Source organism: Streptomyces sp. NRRL S-118, assembly GCF_000716335.1.
In the GTDB taxonomy this organism is placed as follows: domain Bacteria; phylum Actinomycetota; class Actinomycetes; order Streptomycetales; family Streptomycetaceae; genus Streptomyces.
In genome coordinates this window covers 21,664-38,981 of record NZ_KL591022.1, presented here as the reverse complement: position 1 = coordinate 38,981, position 17,318 = coordinate 21,664, and the positions used below count along the sequence as shown (strand labels likewise).

General features: G+C 71.9%; 15 protein-coding genes and 2 pseudogenes. 8 read left to right on the top strand and 9 right to left on the bottom strand.

The features are described 5' to 3' along the window. Nucleotides 1–292: 292 nt before the first annotated feature. Nucleotides 293–886 (bottom strand): AFG1/ZapE family ATPase, encoded by a 594-nt coding sequence (gene zapE, locus IH00_RS40635; protein ID WP_078888007.1) that lies wholly within the window; start codon nt 884–886, stop codon nt 293–295. Here zapE and IH00_RS0128745 point away from each other — a divergent pair. The 4 genes from IH00_RS0128745 (at nt 801) to IH00_RS0128730 (ending at nt 6,486) form a co-directional block, all read left to right on the top strand. Further along, nucleotides 801–3,260 (top strand): PEP/pyruvate-binding domain-containing protein, encoded by a 2,460-nt coding sequence (locus IH00_RS0128745; RefSeq protein WP_052411699.1) that lies wholly within the window; start codon nt 801–803, stop codon nt 3,258–3,260. The two genes, zapE and IH00_RS0128745, sit on opposite strands and share 86 nt — an antisense overlap. A 297-nt stretch (nt 3,261–3,557) precedes the next feature. Continuing rightward, nucleotides 3,558–4,499 (top strand): NADP-dependent oxidoreductase, encoded by a 942-nt coding sequence (locus tag IH00_RS0128740; RefSeq protein ID WP_031078645.1) that lies wholly within the window; start codon nt 3,558–3,560, stop codon nt 4,497–4,499. Continuing rightward, nucleotides 4,499–5,170 (top strand): alpha/beta fold hydrolase, encoded by a 672-nt coding sequence (locus IH00_RS0128735; protein ID WP_031078644.1) that lies wholly within the window; start codon nt 4,499–4,501, stop codon nt 5,168–5,170. The genes IH00_RS0128740 and IH00_RS0128735 overlap by 1 nt, the downstream gene beginning before the upstream one ends. Then, entirely contained in the window at nt 5,164–6,486 is a 1,323-nt protein-coding gene (locus IH00_RS0128730; RefSeq protein WP_052411698.1) for an MFS transporter, read from the top strand. The genes IH00_RS0128735 and IH00_RS0128730 overlap by 7 nt, the downstream gene beginning before the upstream one ends. Nucleotides 6,487–6,517: 31 nt before the next feature. Here IH00_RS0128730 and IH00_RS0128725 read toward each other — a convergent pair whose 3' ends face one another. Then, nucleotides 6,518–7,408, bottom strand: coding sequence for a LysR family transcriptional regulator (locus IH00_RS0128725; protein WP_234334991.1), 891 nt, complete (start codon nt 7,406–7,408; stop codon nt 6,518–6,520). A gap of 869 nt (nt 7,409–8,277) precedes the next feature. On the opposite strand from IH00_RS0128725, the gene IH00_RS0128720 reads away from it, so the two are divergent. Then, on the top strand, nt 8,278–8,841 hold the full coding sequence (locus IH00_RS0128720; RefSeq protein WP_031078637.1) for a hemerythrin domain-containing protein: 564 nt from the start codon (nt 8,278–8,280) through the stop codon (nt 8,839–8,841). Nucleotides 8,842–8,962: 121 nt separating this feature from the next. On the opposite strand, the gene IH00_RS0128715 is transcribed toward IH00_RS0128720, so the two are convergent. Together IH00_RS0128715 and IH00_RS0128710 are read right to left on the bottom strand one after the other, a co-directional pair. Next, nucleotides 8,963–10,765, bottom strand: coding sequence for a thiamine pyrophosphate-requiring protein (locus IH00_RS0128715; RefSeq protein ID WP_031078635.1), 1,803 nt, complete (start codon nt 10,763–10,765; stop codon nt 8,963–8,965). A 190-nt stretch (nt 10,766–10,955) separates the two neighbouring features. Then, complete coding sequence (locus IH00_RS0128710) at nt 10,956–11,558, bottom strand: DUF6328 family protein (RefSeq protein ID WP_031078633.1); 603 nt, start codon at nt 11,556–11,558, stop codon at nt 10,956–10,958. 218 nt (nt 11,559–11,776) lie between these two features. On the opposite strand from IH00_RS0128710, the pseudogene IH00_RS0128705 reads away from it, so the two are divergent. Then, nucleotides 11,777–12,094, top strand: a pseudogene (locus IH00_RS0128705) (SAM-dependent methyltransferase); the annotation flags it as partial. Between the two features lie 46 nt (nt 12,095–12,140). Here IH00_RS0128705 and IH00_RS0128700 read toward each other — a convergent pair. Then, a complete protein-coding gene (locus IH00_RS0128700; RefSeq protein ID WP_031078630.1) occupies nt 12,141–12,695 on the bottom strand; it encodes a DoxX family membrane protein in 555 nt (184 codons plus the stop codon). A 177-nt stretch (nt 12,696–12,872) separates the two neighbouring features. On the opposite strand from IH00_RS0128700, the gene IH00_RS0128695 reads away from it, so the two are divergent. Beyond that, entirely contained in the window at nt 12,873–13,295 is a 423-nt protein-coding gene (locus IH00_RS0128695; RefSeq protein ID WP_031078627.1) for a DUF350 domain-containing protein, read from the top strand. Between the two features lie 23 nt (nt 13,296–13,318). Here IH00_RS0128695 and IH00_RS0128690 read toward each other — a convergent pair whose 3' ends face one another. From IH00_RS0128690 to IH00_RS0128680, 3 genes are all read right to left on the bottom strand, one after another. Further along, nucleotides 13,319–13,825 carry a hypothetical protein gene (locus IH00_RS0128690; RefSeq protein WP_031078625.1) on the bottom strand — a complete coding sequence of 169 codons (507 nt, stop codon included), beginning with the start codon at nt 13,823–13,825 and terminating at the stop codon, nt 13,319–13,321. Then, nucleotides 13,822–15,255 carry a WGR domain-containing protein gene (locus IH00_RS0128685; protein ID WP_031078624.1) on the bottom strand — a complete coding sequence of 478 codons (1,434 nt, stop codon included), beginning with the start codon at nt 15,253–15,255 and terminating at the stop codon, nt 13,822–13,824. The genes IH00_RS0128690 and IH00_RS0128685 overlap by 4 nt, the downstream gene beginning before the upstream one ends. Nucleotides 15,256–15,364: 109 nt before the next feature. After that, nucleotides 15,365–15,715: a hypothetical protein gene (locus IH00_RS0128680; protein WP_031078621.1), complete on the bottom strand. Its 351-nt coding sequence runs from the start codon at nt 15,713–15,715 to the stop codon at nt 15,365–15,367. A gap of 409 nt (nt 15,716–16,124) precedes the next feature. On the opposite strand from IH00_RS0128680, the gene IH00_RS0128675 reads away from it, so the two are divergent. Further along, the gene (locus tag IH00_RS0128675) at nt 16,125–16,382 is read left to right on the top strand and encodes an HU family DNA-binding protein (RefSeq protein ID WP_031078620.1); all 258 of its coding nucleotides are present in this window, start codon (nt 16,125–16,127) and stop codon (nt 16,380–16,382) included. A gap of 114 nt (nt 16,383–16,496) precedes the next feature. Here the strand turns inward: IH00_RS0128675 and IH00_RS0128670 are convergent. Continuing rightward, nucleotides 16,497–17,072: pseudogene (locus IH00_RS0128670) on the bottom strand (DUF6891 domain-containing protein); the annotation flags it as partial. Between the last annotated feature and the right edge of the window lie 246 nt (nt 17,073–17,318).

Sequence of the window (17,318 nt, the reverse complement as noted above, 5' to 3'; positions counted from 1 at the left end):
GGCTGGCTACGGCCGGGGCACCGCCGACGTGGGGGCGCGTGGTCGCGACGCATGATGCCCTCCGATCCGTGACTGGTGCACGGGCTCAGGGTGCCGCGTCGACTCCGCCCCTCTCGTCACCGCAGTCCCGGCGTCCGCATGGGTGGCCGCGCTCCGGCTCCGACCGACCCCATGCCCAAGATCCGGACCATACATGGGCACAGGTCCGACCCCTTGACGGCGGGTTCGAGGATCGCCACGCACTCCACGTGGCGCGGCATCGCACACACGTGCGGGCGCTGCGGGTGTTCTTTCAAGTGGTCGTGACGGTTTCCTGCTGGAGGAGCGCCAGGCGGCTGGCTGTGCGGCCGATGTCCGGTGGCAGGCCGGCACCATGCAGGGTGTCGGTCAGAGATGTGCCGCCGATGAGGGTGAGGTGTACGTCGCGGTCGACGAGTACGTCGACGAGGTTGGCGAAGCGCTGTGCCGCGTCGGGGCCGGCCTCGGTGAGACGGGGCAGCCCGGAGATCGTCCAGCGCCGGTGGGTGTCGGCGAGAGTGAGGTAGTCGATGGTCGAGAAGGGCCGGTCGCACAGCTCGGCGAAGTCGAACCAGATGAGGTCGTCCCGTACGGCGAGGGCCCGGACGTGTCCGCGTCCCACCGGCACGGTGCGTTCCTCGCAAGGAGCCGGCAGGGCCGGGGCCGATCCGGCGCGTTCGGATGCGCCTCCCGGCCAGAGGTAGCGACCGCCGGAGAAGCCGGAACAGGGGCGGGTCGAGCCTCCGGACACGCGGTAGTCGGGGCCCTCGGGGATCTCGACTATGTCCAGGGAACGTTCGAGCAGCCCGATCGTAGGCTCCCGCGGCCTCCAGCGTCGCCGCACCGCCGCGGGTCTGGCGGAGCGCATCGAGGAGGCGCTCGGGGAGCAGGACGCCGGGGAGCGAATCCGCGCCTTCTTCGAGGAGGCCGAGCTGCCGGGCTCCCTGCGCGAGGCGATTCTCACGGCGTACGCCCGGCTCGGCGAAGGCCAGGACGAAGGCGGCGGCGACAGCGGCATGACCGTGGCCGTTCGGTCGTCGGCCACGGCGGAGGACCTGCCGGACCTGTCGTTCGCCGGCCAGCAGGACACGTACCTCAACATCCGCGGAGAGGACGCGCTGCTGAGCGCGGTCCGCGACTGCTGGGCGTCACTGTGGACGGACCGGGCCATCACCTACCGCGACCGGGCCGGGATCGCCCATCAGGACGTGGCTCTCGCGGTCGTGGTGCAGAAGTTGGTGGCGGCGGACGCAGCCGGGGTGATGTTCACGGTCGACCCGCTCGGTGGCCCCGCCGACCGTATGGTCCTGAACGCGGCGTGGGGCCTGGGCGAGGCTGTGGTCAGCGGCCTTGTCACACCCGACACGGTATGCGTCGATCGCGGGACGCTCGAGATCACCGACCGGCTGACCGCCTCCAAGGAGATGATGACCGTCCCCACGGACGACGGCACCCACGAGGTGGCGGTGCCGGCCGACCAGCGGGACGCCCCGGTCCTGAGCGATGTCGAGGCAGTGGAACTGGCGCGGCTCGGGAACCGGATCGAGGAGCTGTACGCAGAGCCGCGCGACGTCGAATGGGCCCGCGAGAAGGGGCGGTTCCTCATCCTGCAGGCCCGGCCGATCACCGCCGCCGCCCCGCCCCGGCCCGAGGTGTGGAACGACAGCACCGGCACCGACTCTCTGTGGACCAGCGCCAACCTCGGCGAAGCCGTGCCCGATGTGATGACGCCCGCGACCTGGTCGTTCGTACGGCAGTTCATGAGCGAAGTCATGGTCGGGGCCACCCTGGAGGGGCGGCCCATGTACGGCAACATCGGTGGCCGCTTCTACATGAACCTCTCCGTCACGGCCACGCTGGCGGCCGCCTTCGGGCAGGGCAGGAAGTTCGCGCGGGCCAACGAGCTGGTCTTCGGCCGGCTGCCCGAGGGGGTGGAGATCCCCCTGTTGCCCGCCTCGAAACTGCGTGTGTGGCGGGACACGCTAGGGGAGGCCGCCCGTGTGGTGAGCCGCATCCGTGCCAACGGCAAGATCCTGCCGACGTTTCTGGAAGAAGCACCGGCGCGCTGCGAGGACCTGCGGGCTCGGGTGAGCAGCGCCCCGGGAGCGAAAGAGCTGCGCGAGCTGTGGGACACCGAGGTGCGCGAGTACTTCCGACTCTGCTGCCACATGCTCCAGGCGGCCACCCGCAAGGACGGCGACACCCTCGTGAAGGTTCGCGGCACGCTCCATGACCTGGTCGGTGAGGAGGACGCCGACCTGATGACGACGGGCCTCGGCGACGAGTCCCAGCTCGCCAGTATGGGACCACTGTTGGGCCTGGAACAGCTGGCGCGCGGGGAGATCGACCGGAACACGTACACGCGGACGTACGGGCATCGCGGCCCGCACGAGTTCGAGATCTCCCTGGCTCGGCCCGCCGAGGACCCGCAGTGGATCGACCGACAGCTCGCCGCACTGAGCAGCGTCCAGGAGGACGCTGACGCCCGCCTGCGGCGGCAGTCCGAGGCGCGGGCCGCGGCATGGGAACGGTTCGCCGCGCGCCACCCGAACCGGGTCACCGCCATACGCCGCACGGTGGACCAGTGGGCCGCCTCGGCGCGCCTGCGCGAGGCGGCTCGTACCGAAGTGGCCCGCGTCTTCTGGCTGCTGCGCGATGTCGTCCGACGCGCCGGTGAAGTGACCGGCCACGGTGAGGACCTCTTCTTCCTCGACGCGGAGGAGATCCTGGTCGTGCTGGCCGGTGACGAGCGGCCGCTCGCCGCGGTGCCGGCGCGGCGCGCCGCCCACGAGCTGTACCGCTCCCTGCCGACGTACCCCACGCTGATCCGAGGGGAATTCGACCCGCAGACCTGGGCGGCGGATCCGAACCGGCGCGCCGACCTGTACGACGCGCACGCCACCCTGCCCCCGTCCGACACGGTCAGCGGTTCGCCGGCCTCGGGCGGCGTGGTGGAGGGCATCGCCCGAGTCGTCGCCACGGTCGAGGAGGGCGAGACCCTGCGGCCAGGTGAAATCCTCGTGACGACCGTGACGAACATCGGCTGGACTCCCCTGTTCACCCGGATCTCGGCGATCGTCACCGACGTGGGCGCGAATCTCTCGCACGCCTCCATAGTCGCCCGCGAGCTGGGCATTCCGGCCGTCGTCGGGTGCGGCAACGCCACGACACGGATCCGGACCGGCCAACGCATCCGCGTCGACGGCGGCCATGGGACGGTGGTGGTGTTGGCCGAGGCTTGACCGACCTGCCGAGCGGCCTCTGCCCGGTGCCGGCCGAGCCGGCGGCGGGAGGCCGCATGCGTGGCACTGTTCCCCAGGACTGTGCCGTGGCGTAGCCGGACGGCAGCCGGGGGAATCGGGCCGGGAGCGCGGCGACGGCCGCGCGGTGTTCGTTTGCCGTTGCCCTGGTCGTTCGGTGGATGGCCCTTGAGTTTCGCTAAACAGCCCTGTAGCGATCGTGCCTTGATGGCCTGCGCAGCGGAGCGGTTGAGTGGTCGAGACGTGATCCCGACCAGCTGAAACAGGGGAACCACAATGATGCGGGCGATCGGCCAGGACGTTTTCGGCGGCCCCGAGGTGTTGAAGATCGTGGAGGCGGTACGGCCTCAGGCGGGGCCCGCCGAGGTGCTCGTGCGGGTGGTGGCGGCAGGGGTCAACCCGACCGACGCCTGGCACCGTTCCAGCGCCGGACTGGCAGGTGGCGGCGCTCCCATCAGGCTGGGCTGGGACGTGTCGGGCGTGGTAGAGGCCGTCGGAGCGGGTGTCACGACCCTTGCGCCAGGAGACGAGGTGTTCGGCATGCCGCGCCATCCGCAGCCCGCGGGTGGCTACGCCGAGTACGTCACCTCCCCGGCTCGGCATCTGGTGCGCAAGCCGTCCGAGATCTCCCATGCCCAAGCCGCCGCCTTGCCCCTGGCCGGTCTCACGGGATGGCAGGCGCTGGTCGACACCGCCGATGTCCGCCCCGGACAGCGGGTGCTGATCCATGCAGCGGCGGGCGGAGTCGGGCATCTGGCCGTCCAAATCGCCAAGGCACGCGGTGCCTACGTCATCGGCACCGCCCGATCGGCCAACCACGCTTTCGTGCGCAGCCTGGGTGCCGAAGAGGTCATCGACTACACCCGGACCGACTTCACCTCCGCAGTTCACGATGTCGACGTCGTCATCGACACGATCGGAGGCGAGTACGGGCCGCGCTCGCTGAAGACCTTGCGCCCGCACGGGATCGTCGTCTCGCTCGCGTCCCCTGCCGAAGCGGCACTCGCCCACGTGGCGCGGCCACTCGGGCTGCGCGCCCAGTTCATGATCGTCGAAGCCGACCAGGAGGGACTGCGGCAGCTCGTCTCGCTCGTCGAGGCCGGCCGACTGATCCCCGAGATCGCCACCTGCCTCCCCTTGGAGCAAGCGGCCCGAGCGCACGAGCTGGCCCAGAGCGGCCGCACCCGCGGAAAGATCGTCCTGACCGTGGGGCGGGCCTGATGGCGACCTTCGTCCTGGTCCCCGGCGCCTGGCACGGTGCTTGGACCTTCCAGCCGCTGGCCCGACGCCTACGCGCGCACGGTCACGATGCCCACGCCCTCACCCTGACGGGGCTCGGTGAGCGCAAGCACCTGCTGACCGGCAGCGTCAACCTCGACACCCACCAGCAGGACGTGCTGAACCTGCTGGAGGACCAGCAGATCACCGACGCCGTCCTGGTCGGCCACAGCTACGGCGGCATGGTCATCACCGGAGTCGCCGACCGGGTACCCGACCGGGTGAGCGGTCTGGTCTACGTCGATGCCATGGTGCCCCAGGACGGTGACTCATGCTGGTCCCTGGTCACCGAACAGGAACGGGCCTGGTACATCCACGGCACTGCCCGGACCGGCCATTCCAGCGCCCCCCTGCCCTTCTTGGACCCGCGCGCCTCGCCCCATCCCCTGGCCTCCCTCCTCCAGGCCGTCCGCCTGCGCAACGATCTGTCGGCGTTCGCTCGCAAGCACTACGTCCACGCCACCGGCTGGGACACGCCCTCCCCGTTCGAGCCCCTCTACCGGCGTCTGCTGACCGACCCCTCCTGGCAGGTCCACGCCGTCCGCTCCGGCCACAACGTCATGAGGGACGCCCCTGAAGAGCTCTTCAACATCTGCATCCGGAGCACATGCTGAATCGGTCGCCCACGGCGCTGAAGGAGACAGGAGAACGCGTGAAGCCTCCGCGCGTGCTGGCACTGGCCCAGCTGATGAACTCGATCGGGGACGGCGCCTACTACGTCACGTCCGCTCTCTACTTCGCCAGGATCGTGGGCCTACCCCCTGCCCAGATCGGCTTCGGCCTGACGCTGGGCTGGGCGGTCGGTTCGGTGGTCGGGGTTCCCCTGGGCGACCTGGCCGACCGGCGCGGCCCCCGCGGCACCGCCGTCCTGCTGGCGATGGCCACCGCGATCGCGGTGGCCTCGTTCCTGTTCGTCCGCTCCTTCCCGCTGTTCGCAGTGGCCGCCGTGCTCTACGCGAGTTGCCAGTGCGGGCTGACGGCGGCCCGGCAGGCGCTGCTGGCCGGGCTGGTGGAGCAGGCCAGGCGCACCCAGGTGCGTGCCTTCCTGCAGTCGACGACGAACGCGGGCTTGGCCGTCGGCGCCGCACTCGGCGGGCTCGCCCTGCAGTCCGACACACGCGAGGCGTACCTGGCAGTCTTCGTGATGGACTCCGTGAGCTTCCTGACCGCGGCGCTCGTCCTGAGCCGCCTGCCCGTCGTCACCTCGACGAAGGCGACACCGGGGGAGCCGCGGCTCGCGGTCCTGCGTGACCGCCCGTACGCGGTCGTCACCGTGATCAATGCGGTCATGCTGTTCTACATGCCGTTGATCAGCCTGGTGATCCCGCTGTGGATCGTGCAGCAGACCCGGGCGCCGGCCTGGACGGTCTCCGCACTGCTGGTGCTCAACACCCTCAGCGTGGTCGCCTTCCAGGTCCGGGTCGCGCGGCGGGTGAAAGGTCTCAGGAGCGCCTCACGGGCCGTACGGCACGCGGGCCTCGTCATGTGCGCCGCGTGTGCCGTCTTCTCCCTCTCCGCGTTCGGGTCCTCCGCCTGGACGGCCGGACTGATCCTCCTGGCGGCGGCAGGTCTGCAAGTCCTCGGCGAGATGATGCTCGCCCCGGGCGCCTGGGAGATCAGCTTCGGGTTGGCTCCCGCCGACAAGCAGGGGCAGTACCAGGGCTTCTTCGGCACTGGGCAGGCCGTGGCCAGGATGCTCGGTCCTCTGGTCCTGACCACCTTGCTCCTGGGCTGGGGCGCTGCCGGCTGGCTCCTGCTCGGTGTTCTCTTCGCCGCGGCGGGGATCACCATGGAGCCCGCCGTCCGCTGGGCCGAGCGCTCAAGGGCCCACCCCTGCCGCTCCGCAGCGATGGCCGGAGCCGATTCGCCGCCGGGACCCGCCGGTTCTTCCGCAGGTGCCGACCCCTGCCCCACGTCGTCCGCCCTGTGATCTTCTGATCCATACCGAGGTGAGGGTGGAGTCAGGTGTTGGCGTCAGCCGCGGCTTGGACGAACGCGCGCAAACGAGTGCTGACGTTGCTCTCCAGCCAGACCGGGCCCCACTGGACGGGTGCGGCGTCGTTGAAGGCCACGTAGGCGACGTCCGGGCGTGGGTAGAACTGCCGGGCGTGCTCGCCGACCGGGAAGACGCCCTCGCCTGCGGCGACCAGAGCCAGGACCTCGGGGAAGGTGGCAGCCGTCGGGCCGCGTGGCACGGGCCTGCCGGCGGGCGTGTGCGTGGGCGTGCGTTCGTGGCGCAGCTCTTGGGGCATGTCGTGCGGCAACTGGATCACCGGTTGCTCGGCGAGGACTTCGACCGATACCGACGCATGCGCTGCCCACGACGATCCGGCCGGCACCGCCAGGACTCGGGCCTCCGACAGCAGGACCGGCCCGGCAACCACCTGGGAAACGGGGAAGGCGGTGAAGAGGACATCCAGCTCTCCACCGCGCAACCGCGTCATGGCGTCATGGACCTGGCACTCGTGGATGGTCGTCCCGCAGTCGGGGTGGCGGACGGTGAACAGCTCGAGGGCCTTGAGGAGGAGCTGCCCAGCCGCTGCGCCCAGGAATCCGGCCCGCAACACACCGGTGGTCCCTCGCGCTCGGGCGACCGCCCGGCGGACCGCCTCGTCCATGCCCTGCACCAGCGGAGCCAGGTCCGTGGCCAGGTCGCGGCCCAGCGGGGTCAAGCTGACCTGGCGGGTGGTGCGCTCGAACAGCGGCGCGCCGATCCGCCGTTCCAGCTTCTTGATGGTCTGGCTGATCCGGCCGGTCGTCAGGCCGAGCTGCTCGGCGACCCGGCCGAAGTGCAGCTCCTCGGCCAGAGCCAGGAAGGTCTGCACCTCCGTGCGTTCCAACAGCACTGCCACTCCCGAGCCTTTGGGTTTCACCGAACAGCCCTGCTGTCACCGTGCCTGGATGACCCGCGCAGCGGGGCGGTCGAGCAGTCGACACGCTATCCCGATCAGCTGAAACAGGGGAACCCTGAGCCGGGAGCGATCAACCGGGACGCTTTCGGCGGCGGTGTGCGGATCACCCGGGCCTGCCGCAGCACCCGCAGCGCGGGCGCCGAGGCGCAGGCGTCGGCGGGCCGCCACGCCGAGCATGACGCCCCGGATCAGGAAGAGGGGCCCGCCGTGCGGGGGGACCCACGGCGACCGCGACCGCGTGTGCGCGACAGCCGCGGCCCGAACCGCTCGGAGCCAGCGGCGAGCTGCCCCGTGCTTGCGGGTATCGGGCCCGGGACCCGATGTGCGGTGGGCGGGGTGCGGGGCGAAGCCGGAGCGAGCTGCGAAGGCGGTGTCGTTCGGCGCGGCGCCGGCAGGGGTGTCGTCGCGGCATGCCCCGTCCCCGGCATGGCTGGAGGAGGCTCGACGCGCGCCTCCGCGTGACGGGGCGTGGGGAGACGGTCCCGGTCGGTCCGGGCCGCCGGTGCCTTCCGACGGCCCCGCCCGCGGCCGTCGGACAGGAAAAGCGGTGGTGCTGCCGGTACCGGGCACGCTGTCGCGCGCGGTGTTCTCGTTCCGCGCCGCCGGAGCGGGGTGTGGGGGCCGCACGTGCGGCGGTTCGGCGGCCGGAAGGAGCACGGCGCGGATGTACCGATCCATGGGACGCCCCCTCGTCCGAGCCGCGGCACCGATGCGCCGGGGGGTGCGAAGGAAGGTCGTTTGTGCCGAACCGGTCCCGGTTACACGAACAGGGCATTTTCCTCACCCCCCGAACGATGGAAGGACATGCCATGGGCCATGGTGGCGACGTCATCGCGGAACTGACCGCCGACCACAAGGAGGTCGAGGAGCTCTTCGGCCGCATCGAGGCGCTGCCCTCCGGTGACGAGCAGCGCAAGGTGTACGCCGAGCAGGCCGTCATCGAACTGGTGCGGCACTCGGTCGCCGAGGAGGAGCACCTCTACCCCGCCGTGCGCGCGTACCTGCCCGACGGCGACGCGATCGCCGACAAGGAGATCCAGGACCACTCCGCGGCCGAGCGGGCCATGAACCTGCTCGAGAAGACGGAGGCGCGTGATCCCGAGTTCGACCGGCTCATCGGTGTGCTGATGGCGGAGATCCGCTCCCACGTCCGCGACGAGGAGGACCACCTCTTCCCGCGGCTGCGTGCCGCCGCGACCGAGGAGGTGCTGATGGAGCTCGGGGAGAAGGTCCGCAGGGCGAAGAAGACCGCGCCGACGCGTCCGCATCCGGCGGCTCCCGACACTCCGCCCGCCAACAAGCTGCTGGCACCGGGCACCGGGCTGGTCGACCGGCTGCGGGACGCTCTGACGGGGCGCGGGAAGCCGTCCTGACCGGGCGCCCCGCCCCGGTGGACCGACCTCGCCGACCGGCGGGTGACGCGTGAACAGGCGCTCCACGACGTGCGGTCGTGGAGCGCCTGCCGTCGTGACGGAGCCGCAGGGGCGGCGTGCGTCAGATCTCGTCGCCGCCGCGGCGCCTGCCGCCCGGCAGGAACTCCTGCACCTTCGCCTTGAGCCCCTGCTTGATCATCGCTCCGCGGTCGCTGTCGCCGTGCACGATCGCGGAGGCCGCCGCCTGGATCTGGTCCAGCGAGGCGTGCGGCGGGATGGGCGGGACGGCCGGGTCGGTGCGGAAGTCGATCACGAAGGGGCGTTCGGCGGCGAGCGCCTGCTTCCACGCCGACTCCACGTGCTTGGGCTTCTCGACCCGTACGCCCGCCAGGCCGATGCGCTCGGCGATGTCCGCGTACGGCACGTCGGGCAGGTGCTGCGACTCCTCGAACTGCGGGGCGCCGGTCATCGCCCGCATCTCCCAGGTGACCTGGTTGAGGTCGCGGTTGTTCAGGACGGCCACGATCAGACGCGGATCGGACCACTCGCGCCAGTACTTCGCCGCGGTCACCATCTCCATCATGCCGTTCATCTGCATCGCGCCGTCGCCGACCAGGGCGATGGCCGGACGGTCGGGGTGGGCGAACTTCGCGCCGATGGCGTACGGCACGCCCGGCCCCATCGTCGCCAGGGTGCCCGACAGGGAGCCGCGCATCCGGCCGCGCAGACGCAGGTGGCGGGCGTACCAGTTGGCGGCGGAGCCGGAGTCGGCGGTGATGACGGCGTCGTCGGGCAGCAGGGCGTCCAGGGTGTGCACCACGTACTCGGGGTTGATGGGGTCGGCGTCCACGGCGGCTCGCCGCTCCATGACCTCCCACCAGCGGGTGACGTCCTTCTCGACCTTCTCCCGCCAGGCGCGGCTCTCCTTGCGGTGCAGGCGCGGCAGAAGGCGTTGGAGGGTCTCCCGGGCGTCGCCGACAAGGTTGACCTCGAAGGGGTAGCGCAGCCCGATCATGTGCGGGTCGATGTCGATCTGCACGGCCCGCGCCTGGTCCAGTTCGGGCAGGAACTGCGTGTAGGGGAAGCTCGATCCGATCACCAGCAGGGTGTCGCACTCCTGCATGAGCTCCCAGGACGGGCGGGTGCCGAGCAGGCCGATCGCGCCGGTGACGTAGGGCAGGTCGTCGGGCAGCGCGTCCTTGCCGAGCAGCGCCTTCGCCACGCCGGCTCCCAGCACGTCCGCCAGCCGTTCGACCTCCGCCCGGGCACCGCGGGCCCCCTGACCGATCAGGACGGCCACCTTCTCGCCCGCGTTGAGCACCTCCGCGGCACGTTCGAGGTCCGCGTCGGCCGGCACCGGCGCGTACTGCCCGAGCCCCAGGCTGGAGGGCACCATCTTGAACGCGTGCGTCGGCGGGCTGTAGTCGAGCTCCTGGACGTCGGCGGGGAGGATGACCGCCGTGACCGTGCGCTTCGCACAGGCGGTGCGGATGGCCCGGTCGATGAGGTTGGGCAACTGCTCGGGGACCGTCGCCGTCTCGCAGAAGTCGGAGGCGACGTCCTTGTACAGGTTCTGCAGGTCCACTTCCTGCTGGTACGAGCCGCCCATGGCACTGCGGTCGGTCTGTCCCACCAGCGCGACGACCGGGACGTGGTCCAGCTTCGCGTCGTACAGCCCGTTGAGCAGGTGGATCGCGCCCGGCCCGGAGGTGGCCGCGCAGACACCGACCTTGCCGGAGAACTTGGCGTACCCCACCGCCTGGAACGCGGACATCTCCTCGTGGCGGGCCTGGATGAACCTGGGCTGGTTGTCGGCGCGGCCCCACGCGGCGAGCAGCCCGTTGATGCCGTCGCCCGCGTAGGCGAAGACGTGCTCCACGCCCCACTCCCGCAGCCGCTGCAGGACGTGGTCGGACACCTTCATGCTGGCCATCGGTACTCCGTTTCTCTCTGCCCCTACGGCTGATCGCTCGTCCGTGCCGGCGGTCGTGGCGGCTCCCGTGCCGGCGGGGCGTCAGCGGCGTGGGGTCCAGGGCACCGGTGGCGACCAGGGACGGGGCTCCTCATCCGTGCGGAGGCGTCGGACGGCTGGCGAGTGCCCGGCCGCGGGTGGTTCACGCCTCGTCGGGATCGGGGCCCGGCCCCGGGCCGGGGCGGCGGGCGGCGCGGCGGCGCAGCCACAGCGGCAGCGCGTACCAGCACAGGGCGAACCACAGCATCACGCCGCCGACGAGTGCCTCGGCCAGCAGGTTCGGCACCACCACGTGGAGGATGAGCAGGAGGGTGCAGCCGATGGTCAGGGCCAGGAGCACCATGCCGCACATCATGAGCCGGCCGGCGGCCGCCACCACATCGGCCTTCATGCGCTGGCCGGAGAGGAACCGGTGGATGGAGACGGGCGCTATCAGCGATCCCGTGGCCGACGCGCCCAGGACCACCGTGAGGACGTAGACGACCCGGTCGAAGGTGCCCAGGTCCCGGAAGAGGGGGGTGAACGCCACGCTGAGCAGGAAGCCGAAGAGGATCTGCACACCGGTCTGCGCGACCCGCGTTTCCTGGAGGATCTCGTTCCACCGGCGGTTGACCCGCTCACGTGCGCTTTCGGGCCGTTCCTCGTCGGGTCCCGCCCCGGCTCTTCCCGCACACGAGTCGCAAGCGGCGTGCACCTTCTTGCGGTGCACCGTCTTCGACTCGGCCGACTGCTCCGTCATGGTCATGGCGCCTCCCAGTCCGAGGGAAACCGGTTGCCCGCTCCGGCGCAGTCCATGCACGCCCCGTCGTCGCCGCGAGGCCGGTGAAAATCCGGCCGTGGCGCGGACGGCGGGGAGCGGGGCCACCGGAACGCATGGAGCGCTGCCGGTTGATCCGGATTGATGGTCCGTCAGCCGTACGCCCTTCTCAGGAGATCGCTTCCCGTGTCAGACCCCGACGCCCCCTGGGTCACGTGGCGGATTACGAGGAGGCGTGGCGGCTGGTGTCGCGGCTGATGGCCGCCCTGCCGTCCGGCAGCCACCTGGTGATCGGCGACAGCACCGCCACCAGCGAGGGCATGGTGGCGGTTTCGGAGGCGTACAACGCCAGTGGGGCCGTCCCGTACCACGTCCGCAGTGTCGAGGAGATCGCCGGTTTCTTCGCGGGGCTGGACGTGGTGGAGCCGGGCATCGTCCCGGTGACGCGGTGGCGTCCGGCCGCCGGTGCACCGGACGGCGTGCCGGACGTCGACGCCTACTGCGGGGTGGGCCGCAAACCCTGACCGGCAACCCGGACGGCCGGTCGCAGTGCCGTCGGCGCTGCTCTCCTCACCGGTCATCTCCGCCGCCGCCCTCGCCGCCGTTCCCGCCGTCCTCGCCCGCCTGGTCGATGACGCGTTTGCCGATGACCGCCGCCGCGGCCAGTGCGCTGCCGACGAAGGCGGCCGCCAGGGTCCAGGGCTGGTCGACGCGGTGGCAGGTGACCTGGTCGAGGGAGTAGCGCCCGGCGCCGGCCAGGCCGATGGCAGCGGCGGTGAACCCGAGGAAGGCCGGGTACTCGAATCCGCCCGACTGGTTGAAGAAGCCGGCCGGTGCGTGCACCGCCACGGCACCGGCCATCGCTCCGGCCGCGACGGCACCGGCGGCGGGCGTGGCGAGTCCCAGCATCAGCAGGGTTCCGCCGCCCGCCTCGCCGAGTCCGGCGGCGATGGCGCTGTGCTTGCCGGGGCGGAAGCCCATGGCTTCCATGGCCTGGGACGTTCCTGCGATGCCCCCGCCGCCGAACCAGCCGAACAGCTTCTGGGCGCCGTGCGCGGCGAGTACGGATCCGGTGCCCACCCTCAGCAGGAGCAGGCCGAGGTCACGTCGTGCGGTGCGGTCCATGGGTACTCCCGGGGGCGTGCGGTGGAGGCCTACTCCTCCACTGTGGGCACCGGGTAACCCGAAGGGACCGGTTTGCTGGGCCGTCCGGGTCACGAGGCCGAACTGGTGCGCTAGATTTTGGCGTCTCCTCGACCTCGATCACCCACGATCTCTTCACGATACGGAGCCGGCACCCCCATGAGCGACATCGTCAACGGACTCGGCCGCGCCACCGCCTACGGCGCCCTGGGCGTGGTCCTGCTGATCCTCGGCATCGTCCTGGTGGACGTACTGACGCCTGGGAAGCTCGGCCGGCAGATCTGGGAACAGCGCAATCGCAATGCCGCCGTGCTGCTGAGCTCGGCCCTGCTGGGTATCGGCGGCATCGTGTTCACCTCCATCTGGACGACCTACGACAACTTCGGCAAGGGGCTGGTCTCCACTGCGGCGTTCGGGCTGCTGGGGCTGGTGATGATGGCCCTGGCGTTCCTCGTGGTGGATCTGGTCACCCCGGGCAAGCTGGGTGCGACGCTGGTGGAGCCCGAGCCGCACCCGGCCGTGTGGGTGACGGCGTCCTGCAACATCGCGGTGTCCGCCATCATCTCGGCGTCGATCGCCTGAGGCGCCGGCGCCGCCCGACGGCGTCATCCGGTACCGCGGACCGCCTCGACCTCCAGGAAGCGCCGCTTGCGCGGTCCGCGGTACAGCAACGCCTCCCAGCCGAGCCCGTCCAGCACCCGGGCGCACTCGGACAGCCTGCCCTCCTCTTCCTGCGCGGCTCCGCCGCCGGGCGGGCCGAGCCACTCGACCCGTACCGTCCCTGGCCGCTCCCCCGGCGCGACCCGGTACCCCGTGGCGACGCGCCGGCCGTCCGCGCCGACCGCCGACGGTGGGATCCCGGCCGCTTCCAGCGCCAGCGCGACCGCGCGGACGGGCCGGTTCAGCTCCCATGCGGCGGGGACGGCCCGCGGGTCGCCGCCACCGGAACCGGTACCTGTGCCGGTTCCGGTACCGGTGCCGGCAGAGGTCAGCCGCCGGATCTGCAGCATCCCGTCCCACGCGACGCGCACTTCGGCGGCGCGGCGCTCCTCGGTGCCCGGCGCGGGCGGCGGACCGTCCCCCGTGGCGGCCTCGAACCCCCCGGCGGTCACTGGAGCCTCCTGATGTCGCCGCGGACCCGGTAGAAGCCGCCCGACGCCGGGTGCAGCGCGTCGACGACGTACCGCACGCCCGGCTCGCGTATCGCCCGCGGGAACTGCACGTTCCACGACCGGTCGTAGCCGTCCGACACCACGTGGACCCGCGTCCGGCCGCCTTCCTGCACGCATTCCACGACCACCGAGCCAGCGGGCGCCGTCGTCACGGTCGTCACCGAGGCGACCGCGGTGGCCGGCGCGTACGTGGGCAGGGTCGCGGCGAGCTTCACGTCGCGGGCGACGGGCACCGTGCCCTGCTGGGCCGCCGCGATCGCCGCCTCGCTCGCGTCGACGCACACCAGGGAGCCGTCCGTGGTGACCAGGTACAGCCGCTCGTCCCGGTACTGCATCGACAGCGCCGAACCACCGCCCGTACCGAGCTTCCACAGCCGCGTGCCGTACCGGTCGAAGCAGTACACCGACGACGAGGAGTCGCCTGCGAACACGTACTGTCCGCCGGGGGACGTGGCGCACGAGTACACCGCGCTGTCGCAGCCGTACGTCGCCTCGATGGTGCCCGTCGCCTTCGACAGCCGCTGGACCACCCGGTGCGCCGTGCCCGCGTACACGGCGTCGTCCTCCTGCCAGCCGAAGAGCACGCCGCCCTGGGTGGGCGTGTGCCACAGCTCGGCACTCCCGTCGCGGGTGTGGGCCGTCACGCCCCGGTTGTGCCCGTGGTAGACGGCGCGGTCGTCGGCCCGTACCATCCAGGCGTGCTCGCCGCGGCCCCCGCGGGCCCACTGGTGCTCGTCCTCGTGGTCGATGACGGTGAGCCGGCCGGCGCGGTCCGCGACGTTCAGCACGCCCTCGTGGATGTCGAGCCAGAAGATGTCGACGTCGGCCGCGATGTCGTACGCCGCGAAGGGGAGCTTCGACGACAGGTCGTAGACCCGGCCGTCGTCGCAGCCCGCGTAGATCCAGAAGTCGTCGGCGACCAGGCACTTGACGCCGTCCGGAAGCTGGTAGCGGGCGAGGACCTCGCCGCCGTGACCGAGGGTGTAGACGTCGCCCGCCTGGTTGCCCACCCAGCAGCGCTCGTCGTCGATGTGGATGCCGAACGCCGAGGAGCCCGTGCGGAACCGCCACAGCACGGGAGCGACGGCCCGCGCGGTCGACGGCGCCGACGCCACCTGACGCCGGGTCACCGCGCGCGGCGCGCGCTGCCCCTGCACCGCGGGCGCGTACCCCTTGCGCACCTTCTCCCCTATCTTCTTGGCGGCCGCGGCCTGGGCCTTCTCGGCGGTGGGGAAGGTCGACGTCTGCGTCTGCCCGGCGGCGCCGATCCGCCCGTACCGCACGGTCACCACCTGTCCCTGGACGGTGACTTCGTAGAACTTGTGCGCACCGCCGCCGTCCTGTGACAGCTCCAGATACGTCTTCGACATGACAGACCTCTCCCCGGTTCAGGCCCTGCGGTGTGTTCCGCGGGTCCCACTTCCTGAACAGTAGAAGGCCCCACTGACAATCGGCCGCCGGCCGCCGCGGCGGCGGGGATCAGCCGGCCGGCCAGTGGTGCGGGGCCGCTTTGTCGCAGGTGAGCCAGGTGCCGTCGGCGAGGGGCACGACGTCGCCGCGCACCGGTACGGGGTAGGGCAGCCGCCCGAGCGGGCGCAGCGCCGGGGCGTCCGGCAGCCGGTGGGTGTGTCCCAGCGGCCCCTCGCGGGGCACCTGGTCGGAGGTGACCAGGAGGCGCGTGGCGTCGAGGACGTGGGCGTCGGCGAAGTCGTGCTCCTCCGGGTTCCAGGAAAGCCGCCCGAGGTCGTACGTCTCCGTCAGGGACGGGTCCGACACGTCGTGCCACGCCAGTGGGCGCACGTCCCCCACATCCCGCAGGGCCGGGATCATCCCACCTCCGCCGGGTGGCGCCCCGCCCGCTGGCGGGCCAGGAGCGGTGGGCGTGCAGGGGCAAGCGACAGGACGCGGACGCCTCTTCGCCCTGTGGCGCGGGCGGCTCGGCGCGGCGCGGCGCCGGCTCCCGCCCTCGCGCGGCCCCGGTTCGGCGCGTGCGGCCCGTACGCCTGGCCGGGCGCCGGGCGCCGGCAGGGCCGATTCCCCTCCCGCAGACGCCTCACCGTCGCCTCACCTCCGCCCCGCCGTCGCCGTTGCCCCGCCGTCGCCGTCATCGTCGCCGTGCCGAACGGGCTGCTTCGCAGCGTGGCGCGGATGCGTAGTTCCTGCCTCTCGGTAGCGTCCGACGAAGGAGCGACGTGCGCCGGTGTCCGGCGCCACCAGGAGAGGCAGGAGGGGCACCAGCATGGACAGGTCGGCGCTGGCAGAAGCCGTCACGCGCAAGGTCGCGCAGCACGGGAGCACCACGACGGTCGAGGAGGCCGGACGCGTCATCGACGCGCTGTTCGGCACGGTGGAGCAGTCGGGTGCGATCGCCGACGCCCTCAAGGACGGCCGGACGGTCACCCTGCTGGGCTTCGGCAGCTTCCACCCCGAGGACGGCACGGCCGCCCTGCGCCCCGGCCAGGCGCTCGTCGAGTACCTGCGGGGCACCGTGGGCTGAGCCCTGCGTCCGTCCGCCGGCGGCGGCCTGACCCGTCCGCCGCCGGCCCGACCCGCGTCCCTCCCCGTGTCCTGGCCACCCCCTCCCGGGCCAGGGCACGCGGTGGGACGCGGGTCAGCCGGTGAGCCGCTTGCGCCAGTCGAGCGGTGTGACCACGATGGCGCGGCCCGGGTCCCCGTCCCACACGGTGGACAGTCCGGCTTCCGTCAGGGCCGTGACGACCTCCCTCCCGACGGCCGCCGTCGTCCCGGGCGTACCGTCGAAGCCGCCGTACAGCAGCATCAGCCCATGGCCCGCTGCTGCCGATTCCGTGCCCTGGGAGTGGAAGTAGACGAAGCCGCGGGCGTCTGCGGCCCCCGCGCCGCGTATCTCCGCGGTGCCGCAGGTGCGGCAGCAGGTGAAGTTCTCCCGGGCGGTGATCCCCGCCGCTTCCAGGACCGCGAACGCCCTGCTCAGGCGTTCGGGGTCGGTCTCGCCCTCCCATGCGGCCTGCTCCGCCGCGCGCTCGCGCCACATCCGGTCGACCAACTGCCGCGCCTGGGCCGTCGAGACGGGTCGGTGGTCGCCCGACACCAGGTATTCCCGGGCCAGTTCCTCCAGCTGGGCGCGCGTGGCGTACCCCCCGGTCAGCACCGTCCATACGTACTCGTGGAGTTCTTCCTGCTCGTCCTCCTCCAGGTCGGGCGGGGGTGCGGAATCCGTGTCCCGGTACCCGTCCGACCCACCCCCGCCGACCTGCTGCGCTCGCGCGCGGACGGACTCCTCCCCGTCCCCGGCGCTCACCGTGTTCGCCATCATGCCGGTCACCTTGGCACACGCCACTGACAACCCGTCCCGGCACCGGTTCCGGCACCGGGTGTCGGGCACCGGGTGTCGGGCCCCGGAACGCGTCCATCACCGCGTTAGTCTCCGGAGCCGGAGCCGGAGCCGGAGCCG